The organism is Achromobacter sp. 1014246743 (assembly GCF_059760725.1).
In genome coordinates this window covers 30821-47489 of the sequence record NZ_JCBANA010000020.1, presented here as the reverse complement: position 1 = coordinate 47489, position 16669 = coordinate 30821, and the positions used below count along the sequence as shown (strand labels likewise).

General features: G+C 64.8%; 17 protein-coding genes and 1 tRNA gene. 6 read left to right on the top strand and 12 right to left on the bottom strand.

What is annotated here, in order from left to right; all coding sequences use genetic code 11:
• The 4 genes from AC6LJ2_RS10735 to AC6LJ2_RS10720 are packed head-to-tail and all read right to left on the bottom strand — an operon-like array spanning position 1 to position 6240.
• A complete protein-coding gene (locus AC6LJ2_RS10735; protein ID WP_498151352.1) occupies positions 1-1557 on the bottom strand; it encodes an FAD-binding oxidoreductase in 1557 nt (518 codons plus the stop codon).
• Positions 1554-3233: a glycerol-3-phosphate dehydrogenase/oxidase gene (locus AC6LJ2_RS10730; RefSeq protein WP_498151351.1), complete on the bottom strand. Its 1680-nt coding sequence runs from the start codon at positions 3231-3233 to the stop codon at positions 1554-1556. The genes AC6LJ2_RS10735 and AC6LJ2_RS10730 overlap by 4 nt, the downstream gene beginning before the upstream one ends.
• Positions 3230-4768, bottom strand: a complete 1539-nt coding sequence (locus AC6LJ2_RS10725) for an FGGY family carbohydrate kinase (RefSeq protein ID WP_445656804.1) — start codon at positions 4766-4768, stop codon at positions 3230-3232. The genes AC6LJ2_RS10730 and AC6LJ2_RS10725 overlap by 4 nt, the downstream gene beginning before the upstream one ends.
• 14 nt (positions 4769-4782) lie before the next feature.
• Complete coding sequence (locus AC6LJ2_RS10720) at positions 4783-6240, bottom strand: MFS transporter (protein WP_445656805.1); 1458 nt, start codon at positions 6238-6240, stop codon at positions 4783-4785.
• Positions 6241-6452: 212 nt separating this feature from the next.
• Here AC6LJ2_RS10720 and AC6LJ2_RS10715 point away from each other — a divergent pair, with 212 nt between their 5' ends.
• The 4 genes from AC6LJ2_RS10715 (at position 6453) to AC6LJ2_RS10700 (ending at position 8508) form a co-directional block, all read left to right on the top strand.
• The gene (locus AC6LJ2_RS10715; protein ID WP_498151350.1) at positions 6453-6860 is read left to right on the top strand and encodes a lysozyme inhibitor LprI family protein; all 408 of its coding nucleotides are present in this window, start codon (positions 6453-6455) and stop codon (positions 6858-6860) included.
• A gap of 72 nt (positions 6861-6932) precedes the next feature.
• Complete coding sequence (locus tag AC6LJ2_RS10710) at positions 6933-7292, top strand: hypothetical protein (protein ID WP_263910902.1); 360 nt, start codon at positions 6933-6935, stop codon at positions 7290-7292.
• A 12-nt stretch (positions 7293-7304) separates the two neighbouring features.
• Positions 7305-7835: a hypothetical protein gene (locus AC6LJ2_RS10705; protein WP_498151349.1), complete on the top strand. Its 531-nt coding sequence runs from the start codon at positions 7305-7307 to the stop codon at positions 7833-7835.
• A gap of 82 nt (positions 7836-7917) precedes the next feature.
• Positions 7918-8508 carry a hypothetical protein gene (locus AC6LJ2_RS10700; RefSeq protein ID WP_498151348.1) on the top strand — a complete coding sequence of 197 codons (591 nt, stop codon included), beginning with the start codon at positions 7918-7920 and terminating at the stop codon, positions 8506-8508.
• A 28-nt stretch (positions 8509-8536) separates the two neighbouring features.
• Here AC6LJ2_RS10700 and AC6LJ2_RS10695 read toward each other — a convergent pair whose 3' ends face one another.
• From AC6LJ2_RS10695 to AC6LJ2_RS10660, 8 genes are all read right to left on the bottom strand, one after another.
• Positions 8537-8815 (bottom strand): hypothetical protein, encoded by a 279-nt coding sequence (locus AC6LJ2_RS10695; protein WP_263910905.1) that lies wholly within the window; start codon positions 8813-8815, stop codon positions 8537-8539.
• 97 nt (positions 8816-8912) lie between these two features.
• Positions 8913-9536: a ferritin-like domain-containing protein gene (locus AC6LJ2_RS10690; protein ID WP_263911215.1), complete on the bottom strand. Its 624-nt coding sequence runs from the start codon at positions 9534-9536 to the stop codon at positions 8913-8915.
• A gap of 234 nt (positions 9537-9770) precedes the next feature.
• Entirely contained in the window at positions 9771-10136 is a 366-nt protein-coding gene (locus tag AC6LJ2_RS10685) for a hypothetical protein (protein ID WP_498151347.1), read from the bottom strand.
• A 107-nt stretch (positions 10137-10243) separates the two neighbouring features.
• Positions 10244-11602: an autotransporter family protein gene (locus tag AC6LJ2_RS10680; RefSeq protein WP_498151359.1), complete on the bottom strand. Its 1359-nt coding sequence runs from the start codon at positions 11600-11602 to the stop codon at positions 10244-10246.
• A gap of 2 nt (positions 11603-11604) precedes the next feature.
• A complete protein-coding gene (locus tag AC6LJ2_RS10675; protein WP_498151346.1) occupies positions 11605-12321 on the bottom strand; it encodes a hypothetical protein in 717 nt (238 codons plus the stop codon).
• Between the two features lie 115 nt (positions 12322-12436).
• Entirely contained in the window at positions 12437-12961 is a 525-nt protein-coding gene (locus AC6LJ2_RS10670; RefSeq protein ID WP_498151345.1) for a hypothetical protein, read from the bottom strand.
• 118 nt (positions 12962-13079) lie between these two features.
• Complete coding sequence (locus tag AC6LJ2_RS10665; RefSeq protein WP_498151344.1) at positions 13080-14234, bottom strand: acyltransferase family protein; 1155 nt, start codon at positions 14232-14234, stop codon at positions 13080-13082.
• A 255-nt stretch (positions 14235-14489) separates the two neighbouring features.
• Positions 14490-14576, bottom strand: a tRNA-Leu gene (locus AC6LJ2_RS10660).
• Between the two features lie 45 nt (positions 14577-14621).
• Between AC6LJ2_RS10660 and dapC the strand changes: the two genes are divergently transcribed.
• Together dapC and dapD are read left to right on the top strand one after the other, a co-directional pair.
• Positions 14622-15818: a succinyldiaminopimelate transaminase gene (gene dapC / locus AC6LJ2_RS10655; RefSeq protein ID WP_263910909.1), complete on the top strand. Its 1197-nt coding sequence runs from the start codon at positions 14622-14624 to the stop codon at positions 15816-15818.
• Between the two features lie 26 nt (positions 15819-15844).
• Positions 15845-16666 carry a 2,3,4,5-tetrahydropyridine-2,6-dicarboxylate N-succinyltransferase gene (gene dapD / locus AC6LJ2_RS10650; RefSeq protein WP_263910910.1) on the top strand — a complete coding sequence of 274 codons (822 nt, stop codon included), beginning with the start codon at positions 15845-15847 and terminating at the stop codon, positions 16664-16666.
• Positions 16667-16669 lie beyond the last annotated feature (3 nt).

The following is a 16669-nucleotide window of genomic DNA, read 5'->3' as shown; positions in this document are numbered from 1 at the left end:
TTATCGCTTGCCTTGATCGTAGAAGAGTTCGTCCGTCAGGCCGAGCTTTCCGGGGTTGAGGATGTTTTTGGGATCCAGCGCCTGCTTCACCGCAAGCAGCACGGCGAAGGCTGGTCCCAGCGATTCGCGCATGTACGGCGCGCGCAGCAGTCCCACGCCGTGATGATGGCTGAGCGCGGCATTGTATTTAATCAACACGGCGTTGGCCGCGTCCCAGGCCTGCCGATACCACGTGGCCCGATCCTCGACCGCGACCTCGCCACGCAGCGAAAAATACAGGCACGCGCCGTCCACATAGGCATGAGACTGGTGCGCCGACCCGGCCAGCGTGCCAGGCACCGCATTGATGGCGGCCACGACCTCGTCGTAGATGGCGGGCAGGTCGCTCCAGCGCCCCGCCATCTCCAGCGTATCGGCCACGAAGCCCGGGCTGCGCTTGAAGCCTTCCGCGCTCTTGCCGGTGAGGTAGCGGGTATCGAGCCAGCGCTCGAACATCGTCTCGCCATCCAGCTTGTCGCCCGTCTCGCGGCACGCGTCTTCGCTGATCTGCATGACCGCATCGACGATCGGCTGCGGACCTTCGTCGGCGATCAGCAGCACATTCAGATCGGGCTGGCTGAACTGCACGCCGCTTTCCAGCGCGTCGTACAGCCGCAATGCGGCGGGGTTGGCGCCGCGTTGCATGATCTGGCGGCAGGCTTGCAGGCCCGCGGTGAACGTCTTGAAGCCGTAGGCGATGGCACGCCCATAGTCGGGCAGCCGATGCAGCTTGAGCCGCACGCGCACCACCACGCCCAGCGTGCCTTCCGAGCCGATGAACATCTGCTGCAGGTCCGGCCCCACCGCCGCACGCGAATAGCCGCCCACGGTGATCAGGCTGCCGTCGGCCAAGACTACGTCCATGCCGAAGACCATGTCTTCGATCTTGCCGTAGCGCGTGGACAGCTGCCCTGCCCCGCGGCACGCCACCCACCCGCCGACCGTGCTGATGCCGAACGACGACGGCCAGTGGCCCATGGTCATGCCGAAGTCACGTTGAATGGTCTGCTCGAACACATCGCCGAACATGCCGGCCTCGACCTCGACGAGCTGGCTGTCGCGATCAAAGCCGACCAGCCGGTTCAGCTGGCACACGTCCAGCACGATGCCGCCGCGCAGCGGCAATGCCGCCCCTGTCACGTTGCTGCGCCCGGCCGACACGGTGACGGGAATGGCGGCGGCGTGGGCGATGCGCATCACGGCCTGGATCTGCGCCACGGTCGACACCTTGACGATCACGGCCCGCGGCGTGGCGGGCCGGCCCGCCGTTTCGGTCATCATCGATCCAGCCCACCAGTCGCGCGTCCAGGCCACGGCGTCGGCAGTGGCGGTCAGCACGTCGTCGGCCGCGGCGCGCAGCGCCTGGAGGTGTTCCGGCGCCACGGCCACCGGGTCGCGCTGCAGCCCGGGTTCGGTGCCGGTTTCTTTCAGGCCGGCCGCATAGCCCGGCGGCGTGTGCGCGCCCACCACGTAGTTGCCACGGTTGTAGCCGCGCTTGATTGCCTCTTTGCTGATCACGAGTCGTCTCCCAGTAGTACGGACTTTTCATGTTGGATCGCGGCGCGGTAGCCGTTCACTTGCCGCGCCACGTCGGTATCGGACAGGCCCAGTTCGGCCTGCAGTATCTGGCCCACGCGCGCCGCGGCCAAGGCCGAGGCATCGCGCGCCATCAGCCGCGCCCGCATGCGGCGTGACAGCACGTCTTCGACCGTGGCCGCCAGTTCGTGGCGCACGGCGTAGAGCGCTTCGGCTTCGGTGTAGGGCAGCCCCGGCACCAGCGGCGTCGCCAGCGCCGGGTCCCGCTGCATCAGGTCGCTGACAAAGCGCGCCTCGGTGCCGTAGCGTTCGCCCAGATGCGCCGCCAGGCCGCCCGAGGCCATGATGGCCTGCGGGTCGTAGCCCGCCGCGCCCAGCAGGAAAGCGCTGGCGGTGACGCAGCGCGCCTTTTTGCCCAGCACTTTCTGCGCGGCGTCGATGGTCTGCTCGGCCATATGGCGCGAGGTGGTCAATTTGCCGCCGACGATGGTCACCAGGCCGTCCGCCGCCACGCGGATTTCGTGGTTGCGCTTGATTTCCAGCGTCTTGCCGCCGGGCGGCGCCACCAGCGGCCGGCAGCCGGCGATGCTGCCCACCACGTCTTCGGCGCACAGATCGGTCTTGAGCGCCGAGCGGGCGCCTTCCAGCAGGAAGTCCAACTCGCGCCGGGTGCAATGCACGTCGTCCAGGTCGCCTTCGTAGTCTTCGTCCGTCGTGCCCAGGTAGGACACGTTGCCCCAGCGCGTGATGGTGGCGCGGCGATTGCGTCCCGGCACGGGAATCGTCACCGTGCAGTCGTTGCGCACCTTCAGCCACGGCAACGCCACGTGCACGCCTTTGGCAGGACGGATGTGCAACGCTTGCGGATCACCCTGGCGGCTGCCGTTCCAGTCGCGCAGCCACACGCCGGTGGCCATGACGACCGCGCCGGCGCGCACCCGGATTTCAGCCTGGCCCGCCTGCACGATGGCGCCGTCGACCCGGCCGTGGGCATTGCGCGTGATCTCGACCGCCTTCGCGTGATTCAGCACGACCGCACCGTGGAACGCCGCGGTGCGTGCGACCGCCAGCGTGAGCCGAGCGTCGTCCACCCGCGCGTCGAAATACAGGAAGCCGCCCAGCAGGCTGTCCTGCTTGAAGGTCGGGCAATGCGACAGCACCTCGGCGGGCGTCAGTTTCTGGTGCAGGATGCCTTCGCGCCAGCCGCCGGCCAGGTCGTAGGTCCACAGCAGGCTTTCGAACGCCTTGGCCAGCCGCTTGTCGAACACCCCGTCGCGCTCCAGGATGGGAAACAGGAACGGCAGGCGCTGCACCAGGTGCCGCGCATTGCGGCGCAGGCGCTGACGCTCGTGCAGCGAATGGCGCACCAGGCCCAGGTTGCCCTGTTCGATGTAGCGCAGCCCGCCGTGCACCATCTTCGAAGACTTCGATGACGTGCCGGAGGCGAAATCGTCTTTTTCCACCAGCGCCACGCGATAGCCGCGCAGGCTGGCATCCAGCGCGGCATACGCGCCCGTGATGCCGCCGCCGATGATCAACATGTCGAACTGCTCGCTGCCCAACCGGTCCGACTGCTCCTTTCGGACCAGCCGCAACGGTTCGCTGCGGGTCATGCCGGCCCGGTCCTTCCTGGGCTGTCTTGATGGCCACCCGATCATGTGCGCAATGCCTCCTGCTTGTCGTGGGGGTACAGGCCCGCGTGGGCCAATTCGGATTCCACGCGCGAATGCCACAGCGCGCGGCGCCGGGCGCGCGCGTCGGCGGCCAGGGACGGAAGGAACACCGCATCGGTCGCGGCGGTATCGCGCGCCGCCTGCAGCGATGGCCAGAGCAGGCCGGACGCGCCCGCCAGGAACGCCACGCCGCGCAGGCTGGCGCGGTCCGCTTCCTGCATGCGGCGTATCGGAATGCCCAGCAGGTCCGCCTGGATGCGCAGCAGCGGATCGCTGCACGACAGGCCGCCGCCCACCACCAGTTCGGACACCTGCACGCCCGACACCTCCTCGTCCGCCTCGATGCAGCTGGCGACCGAATGGGCGATGCCTTCCAGAATGGCGTAGGCCACCTCGGCCTGCGTGGTGGCCATGGAGATGCCGGTCAGCGAGGCCCTTGCCCCCGCTTCCATGCGCGGCACGCGCAGCCCGGTCAACGCCGGAATGAACGTCACCCCCCCGGCGGACTCGGCCGTGGCGGCCAAGGCGCTGATCTCCTGGGCATTCTGGAACCACTTCAGCTTGTCGCAGACCCAGTTCAACGCCGACCCGGTGGTGGCGACAAACGTCTCGACCGCGAAGTGCGAGACCTGGTCCTGGCGCCGCGCCGTCATCGTCAACGAGCCTTCGTAGCGGCCGCTGTTCACCGGCGGCTGCGGCCCGATGATCAGGTCGACGAAGCTGCCGGTGCCGTGCACGCACATCGCCTGTCCGCGGTCCAGGCACCCCAGGCCGACGGCGCCGGCGTGCTGGTCGCCGGCCGATGCGCGGATCGGCACCGCGATGCCCAGCAGGTCTGCCCGGGTGTGGCCGAAGTCATCGGCTTCCTGGCGCAAGGCAGGCAGCAGTTCGCGCGGGAATTCCAGCGCGTCGATCCAGTCCAGGTAATAGCAGTGGTCCGCCAGCACATAGGCGCCGGCGGACGTGGCGTTGGTGGGCGTCGTGACGCATTCGCGGCGGTCCGACAGATGCCACAGCAGCCAGGTATCGACGGTGCCGAACGCCAGCCGGCGTTCGCGCCAGGCCTGCGCCACGGCGGGCGTATCGCGCAGGTGGCGCGCGGCCCAAAGATACGGCGAGCGCACCCCGGCCGGTCGCCCCACGTGGGCCAGCAGGCGCGCGTTCCACTGGGGCGCCAGGCGATCGAGTGCGTCGACATAACGCGTGTCCTGCCACACCATGGCCGGCACCAGGGCGTGGCCGGTCGTGGTGTCCCACAGCACCGCCGTCGCACGTTGCGTGGCCAGCGCCAACGCCGCGATGTCGCGGCCATCCTGGCGTGCCTGGGCGACGACCTGGCGGCACACCTGCACCGTCCGCGCCAGGATGGCATCGGCGTCCTGCTCGACCACGCCGGGCCGCGGCGCATCGACCTGCAAGGACAGGTACTGCTGTCCCGATACGTGGCCGTCGCCCGACACCAGGGCCGCGCGCGTCCCCGAGGTGCCGGCATCGATAGCCAGGATCACGTCTTTGTGCATGCTATCTCCGTCCGTCATCGCGCCGATTTCCCCAAGGCGGGGCCCAGCGCGGGCAGGGTCTCGTCGCCCTTGAATTGCGGGGCCCCGGCCTCGTTGTCGGGATTGATCCCGCTACGGGTGGGGTCCCACTTGATGGCAAAGCAGATGATGCTGGCAATCAGCGGCACCACCGACAGGATCAGGAAGGTCTTCTCCAGCCCGTAGCTTTCGCGGAACAACGGGAACACCAGCAGCCCGACCGCCGCGCCAATGGAGCCCAGCGCGCCGATGACGCCATTGGCGCCGGCCCGCAGTTCGCCGCGGAACGACAGGGACGACAGGCTCTTGCCGTTGGCGCCCGGCCCGCCGGAATGGAACAGGATGAAGAGCGAGGGCACCACCACCGCCAGCCACAGCGGCATCTTGCCGTGGAAGGTGCCCAGGATGAGCAGCATCAGGAACACGGCGGCAAAGCCGAAAGCCGACGCGCGCCGCAGGCCCAGCTTGCGGCCGATGTACGGCGACATGAAGCCGCCGAAGATGCCGAACACGTTGAACACCAGCGCGCCCACCGTGGCATAGACGAAGTCCTTGCCGAACAGCGCCGCGCTGATCAGCGGCAGGTACCAGCCCACCGCGAAATACTGGATCGACTGCCCGATCTGCACCGTGGCCGCCAGGATGGTGCGCGGCAGATACACGCCGCGAAAGATCAGCAGCACATTGGCCAGCCCGCGCCGGGCCTGGTTGGCCACGGGCACGCGCTCGGCCAACGGCGCGGCCGAGAACGGCTGCGCGTAGATGCGCGTCATCGCCACGGCGGCCTCGTCGACCCGCTCCTTGCGCGCCAGCCAGATCGGGCTTTCGATCATGAAGCGCAACTGCAGCAGCAGGATGGTCACGGCAAACACCGCGGTAGCCGCTACCGAATAGCGCCAGATCGCGTCGCCCACGTCCCACGAATGGAACAGCAGCGCCAGCAACAGGTTGCTGCAGACCGCCGTGTACCACATGCCCTGCCAGGTGTTCAGCCGGCTCTTGAACTTGACCGGCGTGAATTCCGCCAACACGGCCATCGCGATCGCGAAGTCGATGCCATAGGCCGCGCCCACGAAGAACCGGCCCGCCAGGATCACTTCGAACGACGGCGCAAACACCACCAGCAATGCGCCGATCAACGCCAGCAGCTTGGCCGCGATCAACGGCCGCATGCGCCCCCAGCGGTCCGCCATCCAGCCGCCGATGGGATTGAAGGCAATCGCCACCCATGAAGCGAACGAGGTCATCAGCGCCACCTGCCCGGCGGTCAGGCCAAGGTTGCGCGTCATGGGCCCCAGGCCGGCGCTGAGCGCGGAATTGGCGAAAGCGTCCAGGAACAATCCACCCAGGGCGAGCCACCAGATGAGGCCGGCTCGGCCCACGATGCCCGGGCGCGAATCGATATAGGCGATGACATCGTCGATGCCACGCAGCTTGACGGATGTTGATTGCACGACTGTCTCCTCTTTGAATTATTTCTGTAAGAGGTCGACGCAACGTGCACGCGATAAAAGACCACCTTACAGATGGTCTTTTATCTAAATCTGTGCGGTGACTTTATGGACTAACCCGAGGAGTGTCAAGCAGGAGAAACGCTAATCGGCGACTGGCGGTATGCTTGGCCTGCACGTCGATCCGGGCGTGCGTCCATCCTTCTCGAAACACCTTGACCGCACCTCGCGCCGCCATGATCCGACACGCCTTTGCGCTCTCTTTGCTGTTGTCTCCCGCCGCGGCTCTGGCCGCCCCGCCAGACTACATGGACCAATACGACCGCTGCCTGAAAGACGCGGGCGCCGTCAACAACGGCACCGTCGAAGCCTGCTCCAACGCGGTATCGTCCGCCGCCAAGCGCGAGATCAACGCGCAGTACGCCAAGATCCACGCACGCCTGGCGACCGAGTTCCCGGAAGACGCCGTCAAGCTCGAAGAAGCCCAGAAGGCCTGGCTGGTCTACCGCAACGGCCACTGCTCGCTGGCCGGCGCGCACGTCGGGTCGCCGATGTACGGCTACTGCCCGATGCTGCTCAACGCCAACCGCGCCAGCGAACTGCGCGAACTGGCCGGCGACTAGGGCCTGCTTGCCGGAACACCACGACATTGGTACCGTTGCTGCGTCCCCTCTTCCTCACAGGACTGAGCCATCATGACCATCGTCGTCTACGCCGCCAATGCCCGCGCCCTGTGGGACACCATCCAGGCAGACATCGCCGCCATCGGCACCAAAGCCGACGCCAGCGGCAATACCTGGCGCAAGGACGACGGCACCCGCGCGACCAAGATCTACCGCGCCACCCCCACCGGCCAGCACGACGAACGCGCCTACTTCGTCGGCACGGTGCGCACCGGCCAATTGCTGCTGCTGGACCTGCTGCCCGGCAGCGAACCGCTGAACTGGCAATTGTTCGGCACGCTGCATGGCCATATGTCCGGCATGCTGCTGGCCACCTACCCCGACGCCATCCTGTCGCTGAACCTGTTCCCCAACAAGCCGGCGTCTGAATAAGGACACCTCGTTTTGCTGCTGTTTTCCGTTTGCGTGCTGACGGCGCTGTCACTGGCCGCGTTGCTTTGGCGAATCTGGCGGCGCCCCGCCGACAAGACCCCGGGCGACATTCTGCGTCGCGCAGCCGGCGGCGCCGGCCTGTTCGTTGCCTTGGGGCCGCCTGTCGGGGTCGGGGCCTTTGCGCTGCTGGTGACCGTCGCGGCCCTTGATCTGGAAGCCCTCAAGAACCTGCCGATGATGTTCTTCCTGGTGCCCTATTCCTACATTTTTGGCGGGGTGCCCGCCTTGCTGTGCGGCGTCGTGGCCGGCGCCTTTCTGCCGGTTCGCGTGTCGTGGCGCTCGTATTGCTGGCCCGGCCTGCTGGGCGGGTTGTACGCCATGCTGTTCCAGCTGGGATTCGGGTCACGCGACTATTCCTGGTCGGACCTGTCGGCGCTGTCGCTCATGGGAGCCTTGCCAGGCGCGGTCGGCGGCGTGGTGTGCGCCCGCGTGCTGTATGGCAAAGCGCCTGAAACGGCCGCGGAACCTGCCTCACCCCCCTGACGCGGGCACCCCATCGCGCTGATCCCGGCGCCCCCATTCCCGCCGATTGCATCGCACTCGGATCTCTTCTCAGGAAGCCCCCATGAAAACGACCCTGCCCCGCCTGCTGGCTACCCTGGTCACCGGCCTGTACGCCACCGCTGCCTTGGCCGCCTCGGCTTCCGATGGCGCCGTCGCCGCCGCCCAGGCCCAACTCACCCGCATGACGCCCGCCTCTAAGATCGAGTGCCGCGCCGACGGCTACGGCGGCGCGATCTGCACCGCAGATGGCTTTTCCGTGAACTTCGGCAACTGCGGCGAAGGCGCCGCGTTCGGCTCGATCGCGGCCGATGGCGGCCTGGACCTGAACGACCGCATCGACGGCGAAGGCAAGCCGGTGGCCCATGTGCAGGACCGCCAGTTCGTCTGCATCCCCGCCATGGCGCGCAAGGGCGAGACCCAGCGCCATTACGTCATCGTCGTGCCGACCGCCAGCGTGCCGGAATGCCGCGACAACGACCTGTGCAAGGACGCCGACCTGCCGGTGCAATGGAAGTCAGCCAAAAGCGGCCAGGCATGCCACCGAGGCAAGGACGGCGACTATGCCGGCGACTGCGCCTCGGGCTGGGTCGACGTGGGGCAGATCGATCAATATGACACGCTGGCGCGCGTGCGCTCACAGTCGGGCAAATAAACACCGCCGGCCGCGCCAGCGGGTCGGATCAGTTTCCGGCCGCGCGGCGCAGCCGCTCCATTTCAGCGCGGTTCAGGCGCTTGGCTTCCGCTTCGGCGTAGTCACGCTCGCCGGGCTCATATTTGCCGTTGTACAGGCAGCTGGTGACACGGCATTCGAGTGACACGCGAGACGAAGGCGAACCGGAGGTCACCGAGCCCGAATTGGGGGAAGACCAGGGAGAAGGGGTTGATGAAGAAGAGCATCCGGACATCAATGCGGCGCACAGCAGCAGGAAGCCGCCGCGGCATAGCGTTTGAATCGACATGTACCCTCGCTCGAAAAAACAGGCTTGACCCGTCTTTATAGCAAGCCTGGGTGGCGGATCAAAACGCAATCGGCATCGCGCAAACCCGCCCCCCTTTTCACTGCGGGTGCTTGAGCATGTCATCGCGGCTGTGTTCCGCCCTGGACGCCCCAATCGCGGTTTCCACCTTCTTCACCTCTTCAGGCGGGGGCAGCACCGCAGGAAACCCCAGCGCTTCGATCCATAGCTCCCGTGTCCAGCCCTGGGTGTGATACAGATGGTGGTCTTCGTCCTTTTCCACCGCCTCGTACGCCTTTTTCAAGATGGCAGCTTCGGACCCCGAGAGCTTGTCGGCGACCAGGCCGATCAATTCCCAATTCTGGTGGTCCTTGGTTTCGGCCAACACCACGCATTCCCCCGCCACGATTTGGGCTGCGGACGGATCGCCCGCTTTTTTCGCCATCTCGATGGCGGCGACCAGGCTGTCGCCATGGTGCTTGACGATTTTTCTGCTGGGAGCGGGCGTGGCGGGGTCCAGCCCCAGTTCTTCGAATACGGTCAATAGCACCTGCCTGTGCGTCTTGGTTTCGTCCAGATAGCCCTGCCACTCCTTGCGCAGGTCGTCGTTCACTGCACACGAAAGCGCAGCGGTATAGACGCTGATGCCCCCGATTTCCGTCTCCAGCGCCTGGAACAACAGGTCGTGGATTTGCTTGATATTGCCTTTCTTTGATGCAGCCATGATGGACTTCTCCTCGATGAATCGAAACATGCGCCTGACGACGCCATCAGAGAAGCCCAGCAAGCGCCGATCCCGCCAACCCGCCGGATCGCCCACACACCCCCACACGGGTTGTATCTGGTCAGGGTCATCCGGAATCGCATTGACAATCGCGGGCAAAACGCGTCGCCAAAGATGCGCTGCATTGCCACAGATTCCAGATTCCTCTCGCGCTCGGCATCCTGGAGGCGCGATTCATCGTGCGGTACGGGCGCCGCCACGGATTTGCGCGGCCTTTCCGCGCTTCTTTCCGTGGCGACGTGAAAACAGGAACGAGAAGATCCCCGCCACGATCACGGCCGGTAGTATTGCCGAGCAGATTTCCCCGGCAAGCCCGCCTCGGCCGTATGCAAGCTCCAGGTCTTCGCTGGGTTGGAACAGCTCGAAATATCCCAGCAGGCCGACCGGGATCACGACCATGGCAATCAGCAATGTCCAGAATGCGACTAGCGCGCCGTTCATCTGCGGCGCTCGCGCGGCTGAATTGACCGCTTTGCCGATCATCATCAGGGCGGCCAGCGTGAGGAAACTGCACAGGACGAAAACGGATGCGGCGCTCATGCGGTGAAACCTCGATAAAGTGGGGATCAATGTGCCGACGGCGGCGCATCGGTCCGCTGGCCAGCCTCCACCTTATCCGATACTGCAAATAAAGCCAGTTTGGCTATCTAGAACGCGATCCTTAAACCCGCCGTTGCGGTCACGACGTAACTGCCCGAGAAATCGGCGTCGGCGCCCACCTCGCCAAAGAGCGCGTAGCGTTCGTTCCCACCGAAGTTGGCCCCCACCTCCATGCCGCCCCAGGTACGACCCATCCGGCTGCTGACCGGCACGCTCGATACCTGCACCCGGGTTCCGTCCAGGAATTCACGTTTCACGTTGATAACGCCGTAGACATTCGCTTGCCGCGCCTTTCCGCTGGCGTCATGCCAGTTGCGCTGGTAGTCCAGCGCCACGCCCAGGCGACCCTGCAGGCTATCGCCCTTGTCGCTTTCAACCCGTGCATCGAATCTGTCGTTGAAGCGGCTGAAGTGGGTGGACACGTAACTCAGCTGGGCCTGCGGGATGAGCGCGAGCTCTTCCTTCAGTGCGAACGGCTTGCCCGCTTCGACGCTGAGCCCATAGCTACGCGCGTTCTGACCGTCACGCAGCTTGCCCGCCAGACGGGAATTCAGGTCGCTGTTGAACCACGTCGCCTGGGCCTGGGTGTCGACGTACGTGCCGTCGTTGCCGTACCAGGTCAAGGTCGGACCCAGACCGTAGGCCGTGGTGTCGATGCTGCTATCGCCATAGCGCGACGACACGTGGGTCTTGGCCGTGCCATAGTGCACATTGAACCCGCCGACCAACCGCGAACCGCCTTGCTCGCCGGCCAGTATCCGGTCAACGCCGAACTGCGCCTTCCAGCTGTCGGTATTCTGGTGCTGGCCCGTGCTGGACACCGAGGGATTGGCGCGGCTGGTCGTGCTTTCCACCCTGCCCCACACACCATTGCGGCCCGTGTCCGCCACATCGTAGAGGCGGTTTCCGACGCGCTGACGCAGGGTGGGCAACTGGCTCAACGACAGCAATGTGTTGGCGTAGGCTTCGTACACCGGCACACCGGGCTGGTACATGGAGGGACCCGGCGCGCCGGAGGGGCCATTGCCGCCTTCCGGAGCGCCGACGCCCGGCACGCCGGCTTCGGGTGCGCCGACTTGCGTCAATGACGAACGCAGATACCAATTGCCGTTGGCCGGGTCCTTCTGCAACACATAGCCGTAAGCCCCGGCCACCAACGCCGGCTGGCCGGCAATGACGTAGTCGCCATTGGCCAGGTTGAACTGCCCGGCCGACAGGCCATTGACCTGCACCACCTGTATGCCGCGCTGGGTCAGCGCGCCCTCGCCTCCGACGTTGGTTACGGTCACGGGGGTCGTACCGAACGTACCCCCCGTGATGACCAATCGATCCGTCGGCGAGTTGTCATCGCCCAGCTTCGTCCTGATTTCAAGGTTGCCGCCCTGGGCGCCATAGTCGCCGGCAATCGTCAGCGTGCCGAAGCCGCTGCGCGGCCCGGCGCGATCGTGCCACGGTTGCCCGTGGCGCCGACCTGCCCCGTACCGGTAAGCCGAGCGCCAGCCAGAACGTTCATCGAGCCGCCCAGTACGCCGTCGACTTGCAGCGTTCCGGCACGGACCTCGGTGTTGCCCGTCAGCGTCAACGTGCCCGCGCCCAGCTTCGTCAAGCGGGACGAGCCGGAAAAGGCGGTGCCTACGCCGACCTCATGCGTATTCGTATCGAACCAGGCGCCACCGGCGCCCACGGCCTGCGTGGCAAAGCCGCTCAGAAAATCGGATTCGTCGCGATTCGCACGCAGGATGCCGCCGTTCAGATTCAGGGTGACGTTGCCCAACCCTTTGACGACGGCGCCCGTTTCCAGCACGCCGCGGCCGCTGGCATCGCCGTTCAGGTTCAGCGTGCCCGTGGCGGTGGGCGTGCGAGCTATCCAGGTGTCGAAGCTCGTCCGCACCCAGCCGCTCTTCTCAATGTTCAGTGTGCCGTCGCCGCTCAGACCGACATCGATGCCGTCGCTTGCGCTAAGCGTGGACGTATCGGCGGTCGCACTGGATACCGTCACCGTGCCGACGCTGCCGCCGCTCAAGCCGATATAAATGCTTGCGGCAGACGTGGGACCCGTCGGGCCGACGGTGCTGACCGCGGCGCCATCCTGAACCCGCAGTTCACCGGTGCCGCCCAGGCCCACATAGACATTGCCGACCGGTCCCAGACCGTTCGCGCACCAGCAACCGTGACATGCCCTTCGCCGCCGCCCAGGCCGATGCTGGCCTGTCCGCTGTGCACGACGGCCCCATCGTTGATCAGGAGCGTCCCGCGACCCTCGCGGCCGATCTGGAACGCGTAGCGGTGGAAAGCGTCAGTGTCGACCCCGTCCCCGAGAGCGTCACGACGCCCACGCCACCGGTCTCGTCGCCGATGATGGCCGAGTCACCTTTGACCACCCCACCGCCCAGCACATTGAGCGCGCCGTTGCTGCCCGATTCCACCCCGATGCGCATCGTGCCGGCGTTCGTCCAGGTCGAGGCCTGGCCGCTGCCATCGCTGCCCGACACGGTCACCGTGCCCGCGCTACCCGTCTGGTTGCCGATGTAGGTGTCGCTGTTGTCGACCGTAGCGCCTGCGTCAATGGTGAGTGCGCCAGCCGCGGTGTTTCCCACGATCAGGTCCGCGCCGACCGACCAGTTGGGCGTCTGGACCGGGCCTGGCGTGATTTGGCCGGTGCCTGTCACGGATTGGGCTTTCGCCAGAGTCATACTGTCGATAGCACAGGCCAGCACGATGACTGCAATTGAATGACGTGCCAGATCGGAGTGATTGCGTACCATGAGGTGCCCTTGAAGCCAAGCGTGAAATGCAGTGCTTTCTATAAGTACGGCTTGAAGGGCGGATTCTTAAATAGGAGTTCGAGCAAAGAAAAAACCGCCCGAAGGCGGTGTGGCATTACTACGCTGCGCTACTGACGACTTGAGGAGTGCTGGAACCGATGCGCTTATAAAGTCTGATGAATGGAAACTCGACACAAAGCGAGACCAGATAGGACAACATCAATGTCGCGACATATATTGCACCTAGACGAAGTATCTCGCCGCCATATGAATGCAGCAGCTTCAAAACCCCTACTTCGCGGTAGCCCCATACCTGGTCAAGAAACAACAAATGCACGAGATAGAGCGGGTATGAGAGCCGAGCCAAGATAACGACACCCACGCCACCGCTAGCCCGCCAAAACCAGCCAAGCAGAACAGCGCAGAAAGAGGCTCCCAGCACTGTCGGAGCCCAAATAGTGGCTCCCGTCATGAGGTAGGGGCGCAACCAATAAGCATCATTGCTATAGACAAACATCGCAAATGAAGCAAAACCAACACCGCCAAGGACAACAAAAGCCCACGAAAACTTGCGTATCTGCGGCCAGACGCGCACAACGACCGCCGCCAAGACACCCCAGACCAACTCGTCATACCTGGAATGGAACTGGATAAAGCTGGCGAAATACCAGTTGGAATCATCGGGAGCATACGCGCTTGTCATCCACAGGCGCGTAGCAACACCAGAAAAGGCGATAGCCAACAGCCACCAAAACACAGGTACCAATCTATTCCGGTAAATGTTGATCAGGCAGATCAGCAATAGCGGAGCGACCAGATAGAACATCTCTTCTATAACCAGGCTCCACGAACCATCCGGGATAAATCTGGAATCCACCTGGACAAGTCCCGGCGCAAAGAACGTGCCTGTAGTCTGCAAAAACAGCATACCTGCAAGTATGCTTTTCCAGGCGATGGCATCGAGTGGCAACTCTCTGGCCTTGGTCACTACGCACATGAAAATCATGAAGTAGTACACCGGAAGAATTCTTAGCGCTCGATGCCCATAGAAACTGGAGAACGAAAAGCGGTGCGCCATCCCCTTATCCAGAATCGCCCCGCCAATTAAGAATCCACTCAACACGAAGAAAATATCGACACCCACCCAACCAATAGGCATAACGAAGGAGTGATAGAGCACCACAAAACACACAGCAAGGGCGCGCAAAAGGTCCACCCCAGGGTAAGCCCCTGCAGATGTCAAATACTGCCAGTGTTGACGGACCAGACTCACCACATTCCCCATCCAAAAACAGCCGGGATCTTAGCCTATTCTTCACCCCGATAATGCGTTGCAGTCCCTACGTCAGACACCGCTGGAACAGCTCGAAGAAAAGAAGCACCCACCCAAAGCAAAAACCCCCAAGGCATTCCTGCCAAGGGGGGGGGGTTCCGCGCTGCAACCCGGCCTGAAGGCCAGTTGCAACAGTCTTGCAGACACTGCCTGCCCAGGGTGCCACCCGGGCCAAAACAGCATCTAATAGGGGTTTGGTGCGAAGGAGGGGACTCGAACCCCTACACCTGTTACGGCGTCAGGACCTAAACCTGGTGCGTCTACCAATTTCGCCACCTTCGCAAAGCCAAGCCCGCTATTGTAGCTTGCTTGTTAAAATCTTGCGTCATGAATCCGCGCCTCGATGCTTTACACCCCTACCCGTTCGAAAAATTGCGGGCTTTGCTGGCCTCGGCCAGCTCGCAACCGGACGGCCTGACGCCTATCAATCTGTCGATCGGCGAGCCCAAGCACGCCGCGCCGGAGCGCGTCGGGCAGGCCATCCGCGACCACCTGGGCGGGCTGTCGGTGTACCCGTCGACCAAGGGCGACCCGGCCCTGCGGCGGGCGATTTCCGAGTGGCTGGCGCGGCGCTACAGCATCCCGGCGCCCGACGCCGAGACCCAGGTGCTGCCGGCGCTGGGCTCGCGCGAGGCGCTGTTCGCCTTTACGCAGACGGTGATCGATCCGTCGGCCGGGTCGGTGGTGATCTGCCCCAACCCGTTCTACCAGATCTACGAGGGCGCGACGCTGCTGGCCGGCGCCACGCCCTACTACGTCAATGCAGACGCGCTGCGCAATTTCGCCTGCGACTGGAACCAGGTGCCGGACGAGGTCTGGAAAAAGACGCGGCTGGTGTTCGTGTGCTCGCCGGGCAACCCGGCCGGCAATGTGATGACGCTGGACGAATGGGAAGACCTGTTCGCCCTGTCGGACCGCTACGGCTTCGTGATCGCGTCGGACGAGTGCTATTCCGAGATCTACCTGGACGAGGGCAACCCGCCGCTGGGCGGGCTGCAGGCGGCGCGCCGCCTGGGCCGTAACGACTACCGCAACCTGGTGGCGTTCTCCAGCCTGTCCAAGCGGTCCAATGTGCCGGGGTTGCGGTCGGGTTTCGTGGCGGGCGACGCCGCGCTGATCGGCCGCTTCCTGCTGTATCGCACGTATCATGGCAGCGCCATGAGCCCGATCGTGTCGGCGGCCAGTATCGCGGCGTGGACGGACGAGGCCCACGTCAAGGACAACCGGCGCCTGTATCGGGAAAAATTCGAGGCCGTGCTGCCCATCCTGCAGAACGTGCTGGATGTGTCACGGCCGCAGGCGTCTTTTTATCTGTGGGCGGCCACACCGGGGTCTGATACGGCGTTTGCCCGCGACCTTTATGGCCGCACCGGTGTTACCGTGCTGCCGGGCAGCTATCTGGCCCGCGACGCGCACGGCGTGAATCCGGGCCAGGGCCGCATCCGGCTGGCCCTGGTGGCGCCGCTGGCCGATTGCGTGCAGGCGGCCGAACGCATTGCCCATTTTGTACATACTTCTGTTTGATCAACCTTTGAAAAGCTGACCCCGTTATGACTCTCGACCTGCAGACCACCATCGAAAAAGCCTGGGACGACCGGGCCAACCTGTCGTTCGGCGATGCCTGCGCCGAAGTGCGCGAAGCCGTCGAGCACACCATCGACGGTCTGGACCTGGGCCGCCTGCGCGTGGCCGAAAAAATCAACGACGACTGGGTCGTGCACCAGTGGATCAAGAAGGCCGTGCTGCTGTCGTTCCGCCTGTACGACAACGCCATCATGGGCCAGGCCCCGCTGCAGTTCTACGACAAGGTGCCGCTCAAGTTCTCGGAATACGGCGACAACGCGTTCAAGCAAGGCGGCTACCGCGTGGTGCCGCCCGCCGTGGCCCGCCGCGGCGCGTTCCTGGGCCGCAACGTGGTGCTGATGCCGTCCTACGTCAACATCGGCGCCTACGTCGACGAAGGCACGATGGTCGACACCTGGGCCACCGTGGGTTCGTGCGCCCAGATCGGCAAGAACGTCCACCTGTCCGGCGGCGTCGGCATCGGCGGCGTGCTCGAGCCGCTGCAGGCCAACCCCACCATCATCGAAGACAACTGCTTCATCGGCGCCCGCTCGGAAGTCGTGGAAGGCGTGATCGTCGAAGAGAACTCGGTGCTGGCCATGGGCGTGTATCTGTCGCAAAGCACCAAGATCTATGACCGCGCCACGGGCAAGATCACCTACGGCCGCGTGCCGTCGGGTTCGGTGGTGGTGCCGGGTTCGCTGCCGTCGGCCGACGGTTCGCACAGCCTGGCCTGCGCCGTGATCGTCAAGCGGGTCGACGCGCAGACCCGCGCCAAGACCAGCATCAATGATCTGCTGAGGGCTTAAGCC